16 protein-coding genes and 1 tRNA gene are annotated in these 15586 nt (G+C 48.7%); 6 read left to right on the forward strand and 11 right to left on the reverse strand.

Features of this window, described 5'->3' with window-relative positions; genetic code table 11:
• Positions 1-14: 14 nt before the first annotated feature.
• Together ytpR and FD09_RS03675 are read right to left on the reverse strand one after the other, a co-directional pair.
• A complete protein-coding gene (ytpR, locus tag FD09_RS03670; protein ID WP_057818443.1) occupies positions 15-647 on the reverse strand; it encodes a YtpR family tRNA-binding protein in 633 nt (210 codons plus the stop codon).
• A gap of 43 nt (positions 648-690) precedes the next feature.
• Positions 691-1014 (reverse strand): thioredoxin family protein, encoded by a 324-nt coding sequence (locus FD09_RS03675; protein ID WP_057818445.1) that lies wholly within the window; start codon positions 1012-1014, stop codon positions 691-693.
• A gap of 170 nt (positions 1015-1184) precedes the next feature.
• On the opposite strand from FD09_RS03675, the gene FD09_RS03680 reads away from it, so the two are divergent.
• Positions 1185-1523: a hypothetical protein gene (locus FD09_RS03680; RefSeq protein WP_057818448.1), complete on the forward strand. Its 339-nt coding sequence runs from the start codon at positions 1185-1187 to the stop codon at positions 1521-1523.
• On the opposite strand, the gene trmB is transcribed toward FD09_RS03680, so the two are convergent.
• Genes trmB through FD09_RS03695 form a run of 3 tightly spaced genes read right to left on the reverse strand, consistent with a single transcriptional unit; the run spans position 1509 to position 4145 of the window.
• Entirely contained in the window at positions 1509-2156 is a 648-nt protein-coding gene (gene trmB, locus FD09_RS03685) for a tRNA (guanosine(46)-N7)-methyltransferase TrmB (protein WP_057818450.1), read from the reverse strand. The genes FD09_RS03680 and trmB overlap by 15 nt on opposite strands.
• Positions 2157-2190: 34 nt before the next feature.
• The gene (locus tag FD09_RS03690) at positions 2191-3414 is read right to left on the reverse strand and encodes an ABC transporter permease (protein ID WP_057818451.1); all 1224 of its coding nucleotides are present in this window, start codon (positions 3412-3414) and stop codon (positions 2191-2193) included.
• Positions 3411-4145 carry an ABC transporter ATP-binding protein gene (locus tag FD09_RS03695; RefSeq protein WP_057818453.1) on the reverse strand — a complete coding sequence of 245 codons (735 nt, stop codon included), beginning with the start codon at positions 4143-4145 and terminating at the stop codon, positions 3411-3413. The genes FD09_RS03690 and FD09_RS03695 overlap by 4 nt, the downstream gene beginning before the upstream one ends.
• A 155-nt stretch (positions 4146-4300) precedes the next feature.
• Between FD09_RS03695 and FD09_RS03700 the strand changes: the two genes are divergently transcribed.
• The 3 genes from FD09_RS03700 to FD09_RS03710 all read left to right on the forward strand — a co-directional run bounded on the left by FD09_RS03700 (position 4301) and on the right by FD09_RS03710 (position 6275).
• Positions 4301-4747 carry an HIT family protein gene (locus FD09_RS03700; protein WP_057818455.1) on the forward strand — a complete coding sequence of 149 codons (447 nt, stop codon included), beginning with the start codon at positions 4301-4303 and terminating at the stop codon, positions 4745-4747.
• Entirely contained in the window at positions 4740-5096 is a 357-nt protein-coding gene (locus FD09_RS03705) for a YtxH domain-containing protein (protein ID WP_057818457.1), read from the forward strand. Before FD09_RS03700 ends, FD09_RS03705 begins: the two co-directional genes overlap by 8 nt.
• 129 nt (positions 5097-5225) lie before the next feature.
• A complete protein-coding gene (locus FD09_RS03710; protein ID WP_235812201.1) occupies positions 5226-6275 on the forward strand; it encodes a peptidylprolyl isomerase PrsA in 1050 nt (349 codons plus the stop codon).
• Positions 6276-6333: 58 nt separating this feature from the next.
• Here FD09_RS03710 and FD09_RS03715 read toward each other — a convergent pair whose 3' ends face one another.
• The gene (locus tag FD09_RS03715; RefSeq protein ID WP_057818461.1) at positions 6334-7281 is read right to left on the reverse strand and encodes a 3'-5' exoribonuclease YhaM family protein; all 948 of its coding nucleotides are present in this window, start codon (positions 7279-7281) and stop codon (positions 6334-6336) included.
• Between the two features lie 68 nt (positions 7282-7349).
• A complete protein-coding gene (locus FD09_RS03720) occupies positions 7350-9467 on the reverse strand; it encodes a PBP1A family penicillin-binding protein (RefSeq protein WP_083487491.1) in 2118 nt (705 codons plus the stop codon).
• A gap of 62 nt (positions 9468-9529) precedes the next feature.
• Between FD09_RS03720 and FD09_RS03725 the strand changes: the two genes are divergently transcribed.
• A complete protein-coding gene (locus tag FD09_RS03725) occupies positions 9530-10525 on the forward strand; it encodes an RluA family pseudouridine synthase (protein ID WP_162261469.1) in 996 nt (331 codons plus the stop codon).
• On the opposite strand, the gene FD09_RS03730 is transcribed toward FD09_RS03725, so the two are convergent.
• The 3 genes from FD09_RS03730 to FD09_RS03740 all read right to left on the reverse strand — a co-directional run bounded on the left by FD09_RS03730 (position 10485) and on the right by FD09_RS03740 (position 12963).
• Complete coding sequence (locus FD09_RS03730) at positions 10485-10967, reverse strand: arginine repressor (protein ID WP_057818465.1); 483 nt, start codon at positions 10965-10967, stop codon at positions 10485-10487. The two genes, FD09_RS03725 and FD09_RS03730, sit on opposite strands and share 41 nt — an antisense overlap.
• 3 nt (positions 10968-10970) lie before the next feature.
• Complete coding sequence (argS, locus tag FD09_RS03735; RefSeq protein WP_057818467.1) at positions 10971-12674, reverse strand: arginine--tRNA ligase; 1704 nt, start codon at positions 12672-12674, stop codon at positions 10971-10973.
• Between the two features lie 218 nt (positions 12675-12892).
• A tRNA-Gly gene (locus FD09_RS03740) sits at positions 12893-12963 on the reverse strand.
• A 146-nt stretch (positions 12964-13109) separates the two neighbouring features.
• Here FD09_RS03740 and FD09_RS03745 point away from each other — a divergent pair.
• Entirely contained in the window at positions 13110-13484 is a 375-nt protein-coding gene (locus FD09_RS03745; protein ID WP_057818469.1) for a hypothetical protein, read from the forward strand.
• Here the strand turns inward: FD09_RS03745 and FD09_RS03750 are convergent.
• Positions 13473-14675 (reverse strand): MFS transporter, encoded by a 1203-nt coding sequence (locus FD09_RS03750; protein ID WP_162261470.1) that lies wholly within the window; start codon positions 14673-14675, stop codon positions 13473-13475. The two genes, FD09_RS03745 and FD09_RS03750, sit on opposite strands and share 12 nt — an antisense overlap.
• Positions 14676-15586 lie beyond the last annotated feature (911 nt).

Here is a 15586-nt window from a genome sequence, read left to right on the forward strand (position 1 = left end):
TTGTGCTTACGTAATTAGTATTTAAGATCTAACTCAGTGGGCTTGAAGGCCGCGCCGACCGGAGCATCGGCGGGTAACAACAAAATGCCGCGTTTTTCCGGTGTATTGGGCAAAGCCAATTCACGGGGTGAACACATCATCCCGAAAGAAGGCACCCCACGCAGTTTGCCTGGCCAAATAATTTTGCCACTGGGCATAAAAGCCCCTGGGAGTGCCACGACGACCTTTTCGCCAGCTGCCGCATTAGGCGCGCCGACCACGATCTGCAGGGGTTTATCTTGGCCCACATCAACAGACGCGACATGCAAGTGATTAGAATCTGGATGATCTTTGAGCGTGTCAATATGTCCGATCACAAACTTCGGAGATGTATCGGCCACTAATTGTTCTGTGAAACCTGCTTCTGTTAAAGCAGCGTTCAATTTGGCGACACTTTCTGCACTCAATGTCACATGCCCGACCGTCAATACCGCCGCCGGTAAAATCTTTTCCGGACCAAAGAAATTGACACCAATCAGTTTTTGACTTTTAGCATCCCGAATGACGGCCACATCGCCCTTGCGCTCCGTGTTTTCGTCTTCCGGTGCATCGGGCGCGACCACCGCAAACAACACTGCTAAATCTTTGCTATATGCTGTAATTAACAATTCATTAGACTCCCTACCGATTTAAGTTAACCTAATTTTAGCATTAGGCTGGTAAGTTGTCGATGAAGGCCTCAATCTGCTTCTTGGTCTTACGGTCCTTATTGACAAAACGGCCGACTTCTTGGCCATCCTTAATGGCCACAAAACTGGGAATGCCGAAAACATCCATGTCTTTAGCCAAATCCAAGAATTTATCCCGATCAACTTCCACAAACTGCCAATCGGCATATTCCTTTTCAATAGCGGGCATTTGCGGTTTGATAAACCGGCAATCGCCGCACCAAGCGGCATCGAAGAACAACATGTGCTTGCCTTGGGCGGTCACGTTTTGCAATTGCTGATCGTCCATTTCAGCGAGTGATTTCATTTCGACAGCTCCTTTTCTGCAAATGGTCTGTATTTTTCCATCTGGTTAATTTTACTTACTTATTATAAGTGAATGGGGTTAAAAAGTAAACACCCGGGTGGCACGTATTGGCAAGTCACTACCAAAACTCTTATAATGAATCCAGTTAACGACGTTTAGGAGGGTTGCATATGGCTAAGGCACAACGTCCGTGGGTTTACTTCGCCGCGGGGGCGCTCACCGGTCTTTTTACCGGGACCGTCCAAATGTATTGGCATCAACATCAGCAACGACTGCAGCTGGATCATCGCCTGCAACAGGTGAAGGATCTTTTCTTGCGGGAGGGGCCGATCGAAGGTTCTTGGATTGAATATCAATCCCACGCTTATCGCGCTAAGGACGGGCGCACAGTGGCCGTCAACTATGGCGGCATTACCCGCTTGGAAGATGGTCAGTTACGGCAATATGAGTTTATTATGGACGTCCCGACCGGCCAATTGTTGGATATTTATCCCCTAGTCCAACGGTGATTCAAAGGTCGCACGAACACCGTAGATGGGTTGCCCTTTAGCGGCGAACTTGTCTTCGTATTCGGTAGTTACATTGGTCATTGCCCACGCAGTCGTATCATGGTGCAAGTCCAAGCTCAGTTCCGCAAAGTGCATTCCGAAATGATTCATACTCATGAGTGAATATTCAAAGAAATGACGGTTATCTGTTTTTAGCTGGAGGACCCCAGTCGGTGTGAGAATACGCCGATATTGGGTCAAGAAGCTGGCATAGGTGAGCCGTCTTTTTTCATGCCTGGTTTTTGGCCAGGGGTCAGAAAAGTTTAGGTAAATCTCAGAGACTTGGTCGTCTGAGAACAAATCAACCAAGTGATCTGCGTTAGCCACAAGCAACTGCAAGTTGGGTAACGGGGTGGCTACTTGCTGTTTAAGTAATACGGCCAGTGCAGATTCTTGCATTTCCAGCGCAATAAAGTTCATGTTGGGGTGCTGCTGGGCCATGGTGTAAATGAATTGGCCTTTGCCGGTCCCGATTTCGAGGCGGAGCGGTTGTGCTTTTTCGAAATTGGGGTGAAAGTGGCTTGGTTGGACTTGGATCAATTCGGGGTGCTGGGCGATAAGCTCTTTGGCCCAGGGTTTGTTTCGTAAACGCAAAAAAGTTCCTCCTAAAATATGGGTATAAATTCTATTACTGTATTTTGTCGATTCGGCGTGGCGCATAGACCACGATGAAGGCAATTAAAATCAACAAACTAATCCCTGTCGCTGCAAATGTGAGTGTGGAGAAGCCTAAACGCCAGCAAGTGGGGATTAGAAAAACCAGCCAGGTTAAGCCGAGCAGGATAGTCAATAGATGCAAAAATGCTTGGCGCTGGGTTCGTTTTGTCACTGGGTACAAAAAGGTCATGACGTTATTTTGATATTGGCCAGCGAACGGCAATAGCTGGAAACCAATCAAGTAAATGAAAAGTGCTGCAACGAGTGCGGCCAACCACCAGGTATTGACGAAATACAGGATCACGGCGCCAATCACGGTCAAGCGTAAAAATAAGCCCAGATATTCTGTTCCCCGTAGGAAGCCGCGGGTATACAAATACGTAAAGGTATGCTGAGGCGATAATGATTGGCGGGGCAGGAAGATATCCAGGTACTTGCGCCGCTTGGCACTAGCCACCATCCCCGGGACATCAGTGAATAGGTTATAGAAACGGTAAATGCGAAACTGCCGGCGCTCTTCCTGAGCAATGGCCGGCAACCAATCGATTCGACCTTTCTGCGCAATTTGCTGGGCACGGCGATTGGCCTGGATTTCCCAAATGAGCGCCAGGACAGCCCCGCCGATCGCCACATAATTCGGCAAATAAATTGTGAGCGCCAGACTGGCGATATTGATTAGTTGCGAAAACCAGTACCAGCGTGTGTTATTCTCACTTTGGCCGACAAACAGAGCCATGCTTTGAACAGATAAATCAGCACTTTTCAGCAGTAATAACGCCACTAAGAAGCTTGCCCACTGGATAATCGTCAACCCGGCACCCTGGATAGCAAAGGGGGCGGCGAGGAGTCCCAGGAAAGTTAAAATGATCAGCGGCAAGACATGGCTGTATCGCCATGCGCCCCGCACGTATGCCTGCATATTGGCTTCTTGGGGTTGTAAAAACACCGCGTCTGCGGCAAAGAACAGACTGGCTAATTTACCCATCTGCAAGAGTGCCCAAAAACCAATGATCAGCAGCGGTGCTCCCCACCACAAGGGTGCCGTCACCGTCTTTAAGGCATTGGCATAACTGACGCCCAGTGCCCCAAACAAAAAAATCAACGCAATCATAAAATGATCATTAAACACTAACCGCAAATATTTAATCTGCTGAGTGAGATGATGCCGCTGACGAGACTGCCAGAGTTCTTTCATGAGGCACTCGGCTCCTTCGTCATCGCCATGTAAATATCGTCCAGACTCGCATCGGTCATGCCAAATTCCTTCTTCAGCGCAGCCAGGCTGCCTTGCGTGCGAACCCGCCCATCGTTAAGCAGAATAAAGGTGTCCGCATATTGTTGGGCGGTGGCTAAAATATGGGTCGACATTAAAATACTGCTGCCGGCGGCCTTCTTTTCCTGCACAATCGTCAATAAGTCATGAACCGCCAACGGGTCTAATCCGGTAAATGGTTCATCGATGATAAATAGCTGGGCATCGGTCATGAAGGCGGTCACAATCATGACCTTTTGCCGCATTCCCTTGGAGAAGTTATTGGGAAACCAGTCCAACTTATTGTCTAAGCGAAACATGGCCAACAGCCGATCGGCCTTTGCCCAAGTTTCTTTTGCCGGCAACCCGTAAGCGCTGATTGTCAGATCAATATGTTCCTTGAGCGTCAATTCGGGATACAAGACCGGTGTCTCTGGAACATAGGCAATCTGCTGATGATAGGCGGTGGCATCCTGCTGCAAGGTCAGATCATTAATTGCAATGGTCCCCTTCGTTGGTGTTAGCAACCCAATGACATGTTTAATTGTCGTGGACTTGCCCGCCCCATTCAGCCCGATTAGCCCTGCAATCTGGCCATCTGCAACAGTGAAACTCACGTCATGGAGCACCGGCACATGGGCATAGCCCCCGGTTAAATTATTTACAGTAAGCACTTCAACTTCGTCCTTTCAGTGAAACGAAAACTGGCTTGACCACGGTAAGAGACAGCGGATTTTCGCCAAGCTGTCGCCGTTTCCGTGCTATTTGATATGGTATCATGATAGCAGAAACAACGACACCGTGAAAATGGTGGATAGGAGGTCTTTTTATGTTAGATGAAAATTGTGTATTTTGTAAGATCATCCGGGGCGAAATCCCCAGTGTCACCGTGTTTGAAGACGAACATGTCAAGGCATTCCTCGATATTTCGCAAACCACGCCGGGTCATACGCTGCTGGTCCCAAAGGATCACATCACCGATGTATTCCACTTGGACAGTGAGACAGCAGCCAAACTCTTCTCATATGTCCCTATGCTGGCCCAGGCTATTTTGGCGTCCAACACAGCCATCAAGGGTATGAATATTATCAACAACAATGGCGCTGTGGCTTATCAGTCTGTTCATCATGTGCACATCCATTTGATTCCCCGTTATTCTGCGCAAGATGATTTCAGTATTCACTTCGGGGACCACACCAAGATGTACGATGCGGCTAAATTGAACGCAGTGGCCGACAAGATTCGCACGCATGTGACGGAGGTGCCCCATGCCTAAATTCCGTCACGGCTTGATCCTCGGAGCCATCGTTGGTGGCGCCACAGCACTTTTCACTGCGAAAAAAACCGGTCCTCAAAGGCAACGGGAAACTGCCGCGTATCTTGATGATGTCACTCGTGCAGTGGATGAAGTCAGCAACAGTGCTAGTCGTCTCCAAACGGCTCTGGGCAAATTACTGGGTCAGTTACAAACCACTGTCCCCACTGTTCAGCAACAAATCCAACAAGACATCACCGATTTTCAATTCCAAGCAGCCCCCCGTTTGAAACAAATTAACGAAAGTATTGCCACCTTACAAAAGGACGCCGCTCCATTGACTGGTGAGCAAGACAAGAGCCACGCGTAATTGTGGCGTTTTTGTGGAGAAAGTGTAAAACTTCTTGAAACGACCCACCAGAATTTTCAATCGCAATTCTGGTGTGTTATATTTGTCATTGTGCTTATTTACCCGTTTGACGGGTAGAATCTTATGCGAATGGATGTGTATTTAATGTTTAAAAAGTCTGGCAAGTGGGCCATTGCGCTCAGTGCAGCCGTTGTCATGTTGTTGGCAGCCGGTTGTTCCGCCGGCAATAAAACCGTCGTTTCAATGAAAGGCGGCAAGATTACCCAAGAGCAATACTATGAGTCTATGAAGGATTCTAGCGCAGGCAAGACCACCCTGCAGACATTGATTTGGCAAAAAGCTCTGGAAAATCAATATGGTAAGACTGTTTCCGACAAGACCGTTAATAAACAGTACAACGCTGTGAAGACTCAATACGGTGCGCAGTTCTCACAAGCCTTAGCGCAAAACGGGATGACTGCTTCTCAATTCAAGACCAGCATCAAGACCAACCTCTTGACGCGTAAGGCCTTGGAAGACTTGAAGAAAGTCACCAATGCCGATTTGAAGACTCAATGGAAATCCTATGAGCCAAAGATTACTGTATCCCATATTTTGGTGAAGGACGAAGCCACAGCCAAGGATATCATCAATCAATTGAACAAGGATAACGGTAAGAACTTTGCCACATTGGCTAAGAAATATTCTACTGATACTGGTTCAAAAGCCCAGGGCGGTAAGTTAGCTGCCTTTGACAGTACCGATACTCAATTGGATGCGACATTTAAGAAAGCCGCCTTTGCTTTGAAGCAAGGTGAATGGACTAAGACACCCGTTAAAACCCAGTTCGGTTATCACGTCATCATGTCTGACAAGAATCCGGGCAAGGGTAAGATGTCCGATCATACCAAGGAATTAAAGACTGCTATCTATGACAAATGGATGCAAGATTCCACTGTTATGCAAGGTGTGATGTCTAAGGTATTACAAAAGGCCAACATCGACATCAAGGATAAAGATTTGAAGGATATTCTGTCCGGTTATCTGAATAGCTCATCCAGCAAATCGACGGCTACGAGCAGTAGTAAAGAAAGTTCCTCAAAGGAAAGTTCTTCTAGTGAAAGCAGCAGTTCTTCGGACAGTTCTTCCACTTCGAGTTCTTCCAGCAGTGAGTCATCATCTAGTTCTGCCAGCAAGTAATCCATTGATTGGCTAATAAAAAAACACGCTGCGGCGTGTTTTTTTTATGCTCTCATTATTAATCCAATGGACGGCGCTGATAGAAGCGGCGATTGTCTAAGCCAAATACCCGCTCGGAATAATCCCCTGGCTTCGTATCCGCCAACGCATTCGTAATCATCGTTAACGATGCGTCCATTTGATCGATTTGATGCAGCAATTCTGCTTCAAGTAATTGCGGTAATACCGGTGCCCCAAATTCCAGCCGCCCATGATGAGACAAAACCATGTGGCGGAGGAGAATGACAGCTTCTGAATGGCTATCAATGGCCAGCGCATCACAGGCACGGACAATCTCTTCATCGATCATCACCACGTGACCAATTAAGTTGCCCTCAGCGCGGTACTGAGTCGCAATCGGCCCAGTCAGTTCCCGGGTTTTACCCATATCGTGGAGTAACGCCCCACTAATGAGCAAATCCGGATCAACTGCATCGTACAAGGGGGCTATTTTTTGTGCCAGTTTAACCATCGAGACGGTATGATACGCCAACCCGCCCTCATAAGCATGGTGATTGGTTTTTGCCGCTGGATAAGTAAAGAAAGCGTCCCAATGGGCTTTGAAAATCCAGCGCACAATAGCCTGCCAGGTGGGTTCTTGAATGCCCGCAATGGTCTGCTCGACAAATTCGGTTAATGCCTCCCGAGATGTGGGCGCCACTGGTGTATAAGCGTGGGGGTCTTGATCCGCTGATGGTAAAACCTGCATGTGCCGAATTCGGATCTGGGGACGATCTTGATAGGTCTCCCGCTTACCCGTCAGTTGAATCACTGTACCAGTCGTGAAGTCGCGAATGGCCTGCTGGCTGGCATGCCAAAGTTTACCGGTAATTTCTCCGGACGAATCCGTGAAGACCAATGCAATGTAGGAACTGCTGTCTTGGGCAGTGCGGACATCCGCGGATTTGATCAATACCGGGATATCCAATGTTTCGTTGGGTTGGAAATCTTTTAGTTTTTTATCCATATCACACAAAGAGGCTGATCCAAAAATCTCTTTGGACAGACCCCTTTTATCCTTTCACCCTTGCTTTCCTAGTTAAAGAAGCCTTTCACGTCATTATACCATTCACTGGCCTTGTCCTTGATGGAATCGATCCCCTTTTGGACGTTACTTTGAAAATCATTCAGCCAGTCGGAGTCGCCGCTATTATTGGTGCCGGTGCCGCCATTGTTATTGGCCTGATCTTCCTGGGCAGCGTCGGCCACCTTAAATGGTGTTTGTTTCGTGTTGGGAAGGATGTTGCTCATTTCTAACTTAAAAATAGGCGCCACGCCCTGCTCGCTCAATCCCTTGAGAAAGTGATTAGCATCAGTGTTATCGAAGCCGACCCAAGTGGCGACAGTGATATCCGGGGTGTAGCCCACGATCCACTGATCCTTGGTCCCATAGCCCCATGAATTTTCCCCTTCTGTACTCCCTGTCTTACCAGCGACGGTATAGCCATAGGGCTTTGCCGAGGCGCCGGTCCCACTAGAGAAGACGGCGAGCATCATGCTGGTCATATCATTAACAGTCTTCTGGGTCATGATTTGTTTGGCACTAGTTTGTGTGTTATCCACAACGACTGCACCAGTCGCATCGACGATTTTGGTGATGAAGTGTGTATCCGGTAATTTACCGCCATTCGCAAATGCGGAATACGCCCGGGCCATTTGTAACGGGGAAACACCCTTCGTGACCCCGCCAATCCCAAATGCCAAGTTTTGGTCAGACTTTGGCACATCAATACCAAACCGTTCCACAGAGGAAACACCTTTGGACACGCCAATTTTATTCAGTAACCATACTGCGGCAGCGTTCTTGCTTTGCGCCAACGCCTCATACATTGGAACTTCCCCCGCATACTGTTCGTCGACATTGTGGGGAGTATATTTATTTTTGCCATAGCTTTGCAGCTTATCCTCCACCATAGAATCAGGGTGATACCCTTCTTCTATTGCAGGGGTATAAATGGCCAAAGGTTTCATCGTGGATCCGGGCTGGCGCCGAATTTGGGTTGCCCGGTTAAATCCCCGGAAAACGTGCTTGCCGCGTCCGCCAACAACGCCTAAGATCCCACCAGTATTGGGATCAACTGCCACCGACGCCGCTTGCACTTCGGTGCCATCCGCCGCGTTGGCCGGAAATACCGAGTCATCTTTGAACGAGTCCTGCATTTGCGTTTGCACTGTCTGATTCAGGGTCGTGTAAATCTTGTACCCCTTATTCAGGATATCTTCTTCTTTAATGCCGTACCGGTTATAAGCCTCATCCAGCACCGCATCGAAATAATACGGGTAACGATATTCGTCAGACTGTTGGTAATTGTTGACCAGAGTCAGCTTTTCCGCTTTAGCAGCATTGGCCTGATCCTGCGTCAACTTGCCATTGTCCACCATCAATCCCAGAATCAAATTGCGCCGGGAAATCGAATTATCGAGATGGTCGACTGGATTGTAAAAACTGGGGGAGCGCAAGATTGCTGCTAAGGCGGCGCCCTCTGATGCATCCAAGTCCTTGGCGTGCTTGCCAAAGTAACGCTGGGAAGCATCCTCCACGCCCCACACACCGTTGCCAAAGTAGGCATTATTCAGATACATCGTCAGGATATCGTCTTTGGTATAATGACGAGTGATCTCTACGGCTAAGAAAATTTCTTGAAATTTACGAACAAACGTCTGTTTCTGGGTCAACAATGTATTCTTGGCCAATTGCTGGGTGATGGTCGAACCCCCGCCAGTAATTTGACCGCGGTGGATGACATAACTCACTCCCGCCCGAGCCAATCCTTTGACATCAAAACCGGGGTTAGAATAGAAACTGCGGTCCTCAGTGGAAATCACGGCATTGCGCACTTGGGGTGAAATATCATTCAGTTCCACAAAAGTGCCCTTATTCGTGATGGTGCCGGCTTTTTCATTGTTTCGATCATAAATCTGAGTAACCGTCTTTAGGTTAGTCTTTAAGTTCTCGACATCGGCCGTCTTCGCTTTGTACGTGAAAAAAGCTGACGCCCCTAGAGAAACAGTCAAAAAGAGGACGATCAACCAACGAATTACTTGATAGCGATGATTAAAGCGGCGAATGAACACCCAGGCCCGATGACAGTATGGGTATAACCATTCCGCAAAGTGGAGCCAATATGTCCATAATTTGCGCCAAAAACTCATTTTCCAAATCCCTCGTTTATCAGTGCCGGCCGTTGTCCTTCGGCACTTTCAGTCAGTTACAATTGAGAACATCATACCATAATCAAAAAAAGCTTCGTTTCAGTGCACTGAGAATTACCGAAAACTTCAAGAATCGAGATGCCATCGTGTCCATTTATCAACGTCTTGTCACCCTGCCCAGTCATTACACAAACCGCTCACTGCGTCAACAACTGAAAGACTGGCGTATCCCCCGCAAATGGCAGCATTTCTTGCGTATTGAGAAGAGCGTCCTCGTCAACGGCTATTATGAGCCGATGAATGTACTGTTGCACTCGGGTGACCAGCTATCACTATCCTTCAAGGACATTGATGCAACCCACCAGGACTATGCCCTGGACCCCGTCAGTCAACTGACGGTGCTGTTCGAAAACCCAGATCTCATTGTTGCAGACAAGCCAGCAGGGATCAAAATGCACCCGAACTTTGCCGGAGAGAACGGCACACTCATGAACGCAGCGGAAAGCTTCCTCGCCGCAGCAGGTCAACACGCTTGGATGGTGCACCGATTAGATCAAGCCACCAGCGGCGCAGTCTTGATTGCTAAAAATCCGTTGGTGGTACCCTTGTTGAATCGACAATTGGCGACGAAATTGTTGCATCGAGAATATCTCGCCGTTGTACCAGCGACTCGCCGATTACCCGATCACGGCTTTTTCACTGGCGCCATTGGGCAGGACCCCAACGATATTCGCAAACGGATGGTGGATGAAAAAAACGGGCAGGCAGCGAACACCGAGTTCACCGTCCTGCACCGTCATTCTCATTTTCAACTGTTATTGATTAAATTACACACGGGTCGAACCCATCAAATTCGGGTCCATCTGGCCCATGCTGGCCTGCCGATCATCGGCGATCCGTTATATGCCGACGAGGGCAATGCCGGCGATGGGATGCTGCTGCATGGTTGGCGGCTCACTTGGGAAACGCCACTTGGTTTTGGTCAGCAAAACGTCACTACACCCATCCCCGTGCGCTTTAATCCTTTTCTTCCGCCGACAATGCTTGATCGTCAATGACAAACTTCACGGTCCGAGCGAAGCGGTCCGCGGCATCGATGTCAGGACAGATGACTAAGACCGTGTCATGACCGGCCAATGTGCCCACTACTTCGGGCATGGTGACGTCGTCCAGAGCGGCAGCGACCAAATTGCCGCTGCCCGGTTCTGTTTTTAGCACGACGGTGAATTGTACCGAAGTTACAGAATGCACCTGGGTGGCCACCGCTTCTTGCAGTGCATCCGGTAGGACCGCTGTGCGGGCATCACTCAGCGCATAATAAGAATGCCCTGTGCGATCCTTGAACTTATGAATCCCCAGTTCCCGAATATCTCGGGAAAGGTTGCCCTGGGAGATCATGATTCCTTTGGCATGTAGTGCAGCCATCAGATCCCGTTGGCGCTCAAAGCGAATCGTGGTCACCAATTGGCGAATTGCTGCCATCCGTTCTTCTCGCTTCATCGCTTACATCTCCGCGGGCGCACCAACGCCAAGCAGCGAAAACGCACTGGTCAATACTGCACTCACCGCCGCCACTAATGCGAGACGGCTATCTTGAGTCGCGTCACCGGTAAGAACTTTCGTATGGGCATAATACTTATTGAAGGCTTTCGCCAACCGCAAGGCATACTTGGCAATGACAGAAGGCTCATATTCCCGTGCCGCCCGTTGAATGGTTTCCGGGAAGTCGCCCAGGTAACGTACCACTTCCCAGGCATTTGGATCTGCCAACGCCGGCGCATCAACCAAGTCTGCACCAGTTTTACCGGCTTTACGCAAAATACTCTGCGCCCGGGCATTCGTATATTGGACGTATGGCCCAGTTTCACCTTCGAACCGCACGACTTCTTCCAAATTGAAATCGAAGTTATCCATCCGGTCATTCTTTAAATCATGGAAGACCACTGCACCGACACCAACTTGATGAGCCACCTCTTCTTTATTGGGTAAAGAAGGGTTCTTTTCATCGATTTGCTGACGCGCCAACTGCACGGCGTCCTGGAGAACCTTTTCCAATAAAATGATCCGACCGGAACGCGTGGACAGCTTCTTGCCGCCTTCTGTGATCAGGCCAAACGGCACATGCACAATTTCATCCGCCCAGTCAAAGCCCATCTTCTTCAAAACAGCCTTCATCTGGTCGAAATGTTCCTTCTGCTCGCCCCCAACGACGTACAGAGACTGCACAAAATGATAAGTCCGCTTTCGGTAAATGGCTGCAGCCAGATCCCGGGTCATGTATAGTGAAGCCCCATCGGACTTACGAATCAACGCCGGATTTAAGTCTTGATCACTCAGATCAACAATGTCGGCTCCCTGGCTCTTTACCAGCAAGCCTTTTTGCTCCAAGATATCAATGACTTCATCCATCTTATCGTTATAAAAAGCTTCGCCATTGTAGGAATCGAAAGTCACGCCCAATTGATCATAAACCTTTTGGAACTCTTTCAATGAAATTTCGCGGAACCATGCCCACAACTTCGTGGCTTCCTCGTCTCCATCTTCCAATTTACGGAACCATTCCCGGGCTTCATCGTCCATTTCAGGGTGTTCTTTATCCTCTTTGTGGAAACGCACGTAATAAGCTAAGAGGTTCTTGATTGGATTTTCCTTGACTGCTTCTTCAGAACCCCACATCTTATAACCGACGATCAGCTTACCAAATTGAGTACCCCAGTCGCCCAAATGGTTGATCTTGATCGGATGATAGCCCAACTTGGCCAAAATGTTAGCCAACGCATTGCCGATCACTGTCGAGCGCAGGTGGCCCATGGACATCGGCTTAGCAATGTTGGGAGAAGACATATCGATAGGCACATTGCCGCCCTGCCCTAGGTCTGCCTGACCATACGCGGTCGGTTCCGCCAAAATGGTGTGAATCGTCGTCTGTGCAAAAGTGGTTTGATCCAAGAAGAAGTTGACGTACGGGCCCTTCGCTTCCACCTTTTGTAAACCAGTTGCGTCCACTAATGGGGCTAGCTGCTGGGCAATTTGCACCGGAGAACGATGCAGCGTCTTGGCTAACTGGAACGCGGGAAAGGCAAAATCACCTAAGTCCAGTGTCTTGGGCACTTCTAGCATATTAGCCACTTGATCGGCGGTTAATGAAACGTCCAATTGGGTCAAGGCCGTACTAATTTTTGTGGCTACAGTGTGTCGTAAATCCATAGATTCAAATCCTCCTTAAGATATAAAAAAATCCTGTCGCAAAAACGACAGGAGAGACGGGCAATGTCCGCGGTACCACTCTCATTACCTTATTTAAAGATCACTCAAAAAATTCGGTGTGCAATTGAATTCCCAAGGCGCGCCGATCAACTGTCTGGCTCAGCTTCCATCAACCTGAACTTGCTCTACAGACATCTTTGATCTATTCCTCGGTACAAAGCGGGTGACGAGAATCGAACTCGCGACTTCAGCTTGGGAAGCTAATATTTTACCACTAAACCACACCCGCATTACGTCTTACTAGTATAGCGGAATTGTTGCCGCTTGGCAAGATTAATTACCAACGTTATATTCCAAAATTTGTCTCATTTCTCTTTAATTATTCACGAGGATTTGCTATACTCGTCGTAAGAACTCAATGTGGAGGAGCCGAACATGAATACAGAATCAGGAGACGATCAGTTGATCTACGGGGTCATCAGTGAACGAACACCAAGAGGCTATGTGTTGCGTCTAAGCAGTGATCCAAGCATCTCTGCGAAAGGGACCGTCTTTGAAGAAGCCGTCTATTATTTCTACCGCGTTTTGTCTGATTTCCTTAAAAAAGAACGAGATGAGGGTAAAGACATCCGCGATTTCACCTTTATGCATTTTGATTTTCACGAACTGGACCAAGTGCATTTTCTCACTTTAGTCAGTGTACCGGAAAATATTGATCCCCATAAAATGGAAATGACCATGACTTTTCCCCAAACCCGGTTAGTGGATTTAGGCGATACGTTCAATCAATTGAAAGCATTACTCAGTTGAAGAACGGCGGTTGACTAAGGCGCTAATGAGTGCGGTCACCACAATGCCGCTCACGGCAATACTCAGATCAAACCAAAATACCGCCATTATGTCAGTGCTCCAACGGGCCGTGATGAGTGGCAGGATAAACTGAGAGATGGCCCCTGCTGAATAAAAAAAGCCGGTCGCCGTCCCCCGACCAAGCGGCAGCGTTTCGCCCATTACTGTTAAGCCCAGTTGCATTACCCCGCCAGCGGTACAGAAACCGAACAGGAATGTCGCCAGATAAATCACCCCGGTGGGTGCTTGCAAAATAATGGGCAGCAACGTCACGGTGCCACCGATCGTGAATGGCACCAGCAATTGATGCGGCCGGAAACGCCGACTCAAGAAAAATACGTTAACAAGGACACACAGAAATGAACCCACGCTGTACCAGCTAAGCAGGCTGCCACTCACGCTGGGAGCCAGGTACAACACCTGAATCCCGTATTGGGTCAGATTTTGTGTGAATACCCAGAATATACCCTGGGACAGAAAACCGTAACAAATGAAAAGAATAAATAGCAGCCACGGCATTTTTTTATGTGTGGTCGGCGCCGTCATCTTTATGTTGCCGGCGCTTTTTGTTTGCTGCTTGACAGGGTTTTTCCTCCACCAGGGCGTGAGAAAAGCGGCGGCATTAATGATCAATATAGCAGTCAGGACGAGATAGTTGATCCCGAACCAAGCATGAGCGTTGATCGTCCAGCCGACCAGCAGGGGTAACAAAAACTGCCCGGCAGACATCGCCCCTTTGATCAATACGTTAGCGGCCCCAGCCTGCTCGGGATACACATCCATCAGTGCAGGATAGGTACCGGCATCCAAAAAAGAATTGGCACATCCTGCAAGGAAACTGAAGGCAAAACCCCAGGCGGCGGTGGGACTCCATAAGATGCCAATGAAGAATACCAAGTAACTGGTCATACCAAGGCCGACAAAGAACTGTCTGCCCCAACGGTCGCTTAAATATCCAGACAGCAACAACACGACCAACCGACCGATTCCCATGGCTGCAATCACGGCACCAACGGCAGCGGTGGTTGTGTGCCACTGACCGGCCAGCATCGTCATGGACTGAGCGAGGATGAGGACGCCGGCGCCGTGGACGATGTAGTTGATGTAGAGACCGATGGAGATGCGGGTGCGGTAAGTGTTTGCTGGTGACAATGGTGGATGTTCCCTTCTGGGGTAAGTTGTTGTGTATAACGTTGTCCATTGTACCAAAAAGACCACTGTTTTTGGCAGTGGTCTTTGGTGGTTGGGTGTTCTGATTATTAATATTTGCCTCTGCACAAATCATCCCGGCAGCAGTTGTACTTCAGCCAAGTGTGAGTGTTTTATAATTTACGCACCATAATAGGTACAACCTAAAATCACCGAGATATTTTCTTTGCATTGCATGTTCAGTTCACGGACTTCTGAGAATGCGACCATGGTGCCGGCACGTGGCAAGGTCGTCACGCCAGGCTTTCAATTCACACACCCCGAGGGATGCGATAAACACGAACCAATCCTTTCGTTGAGTTTTCGCACTTTCAATTCACGCACCCCGAGGGATGCGACCAACTCCGAAAATCAGGCGAAAACATCCGTCGTGCTTTCAATTCACGCACCCCAAGGGATGCGACGGATTGACCCCTTGGCCTTGGATAAAGATATTGTCCTTTCAATTCACGCACCCCTAAAGGTGCGACCGTGGAAGACTTCGAAAAGTGGCCTTCGAATTGGCTTTCAATTCACGCACCCCTAAAGGTGCGACTATGGTCTTGGTTCACTACGGCACTTGTATATGCTTTCAATTCACGCACCCCCTAAAGGTGCGACACTTACAAGCACTGTGCAAAGAGTGTCATTATTGCTTTCAATTCACGCACCCCTAAAGATGCGACGACCAACAAACTGGCATTAAAGTTGGTTGCCTACCACTTTCAATTCACGCACCCCTAAAGGTGCGACATTACCGTAGTTTCTAGGTTGATGCTGTGCCTTCTTTCAATTCACACACCCCTAAAGGTGCGACAATGAGCCAGCGCTTCCGCTTGCTTGCGTGTTAGACTTTCAATTCACGCACCCCTAAA

This window comes from Schleiferilactobacillus perolens DSM 12744 (assembly GCF_001435585.1).
Lineage (GTDB): Bacteria > Bacillota > Bacilli > Lactobacillales > Lactobacillaceae > Schleiferilactobacillus > Schleiferilactobacillus perolens.

Coding starts and splice junctions, on each gene's coding strand:
- FD09_RS03720 (WP_083487491.1), bottom strand. CDS start 9,467: ATGAGTTTTTGGCGCAAATTATGGACATATTGGCTCCACTTTGCGGAA.
- FD09_RS03705 (WP_057818457.1), top strand. CDS start 4,740: ATGCCTAAATTCCGTCACGGCTTGATCCTCGGAGCCATCGTTGGTGGC.
- argS (WP_057818467.1), bottom strand. CDS start 12,674: ATGGATTTACGACACACTGTAGCCACAAAAATTAGTACGGCCTTGACC.
- FD09_RS03730 (WP_057818465.1), bottom strand. CDS start 10,967: ATGAAGCGAGAAGAACGGATGGCAGCAATTCGCCAATTGGTGACCACG.
- FD09_RS03700 (WP_057818455.1), top strand. CDS start 4,301: ATGTTAGATGAAAATTGTGTATTTTGTAAGATCATCCGGGGCGAAATC.
- FD09_RS03710 (WP_235812201.1), top strand. CDS start 5,226: ATGGATGTGTATTTAATGTTTAAAAAGTCTGGCAAGTGGGCCATTGCG.
- FD09_RS03690 (WP_057818451.1), bottom strand. CDS start 3,414: ATGAAAGAACTCTGGCAGTCTCGTCAGCGGCATCATCTCACTCAGCAG.
- FD09_RS03715 (WP_057818461.1), bottom strand. CDS start 7,281: ATGGATAAAAAACTAAAAGATTTCCAACCCAACGAAACATTGGATATC.
- FD09_RS03745 (WP_057818469.1), top strand. CDS start 13,110: ATGAATACAGAATCAGGAGACGATCAGTTGATCTACGGGGTCATCAGT.
- FD09_RS03680 (WP_057818448.1), top strand. CDS start 1,185: ATGGCTAAGGCACAACGTCCGTGGGTTTACTTCGCCGCGGGGGCGCTC.
- FD09_RS03675 (WP_057818445.1), bottom strand. CDS start 1,014: ATGAAATCACTCGCTGAAATGGACGATCAGCAATTGCAAAACGTGACC.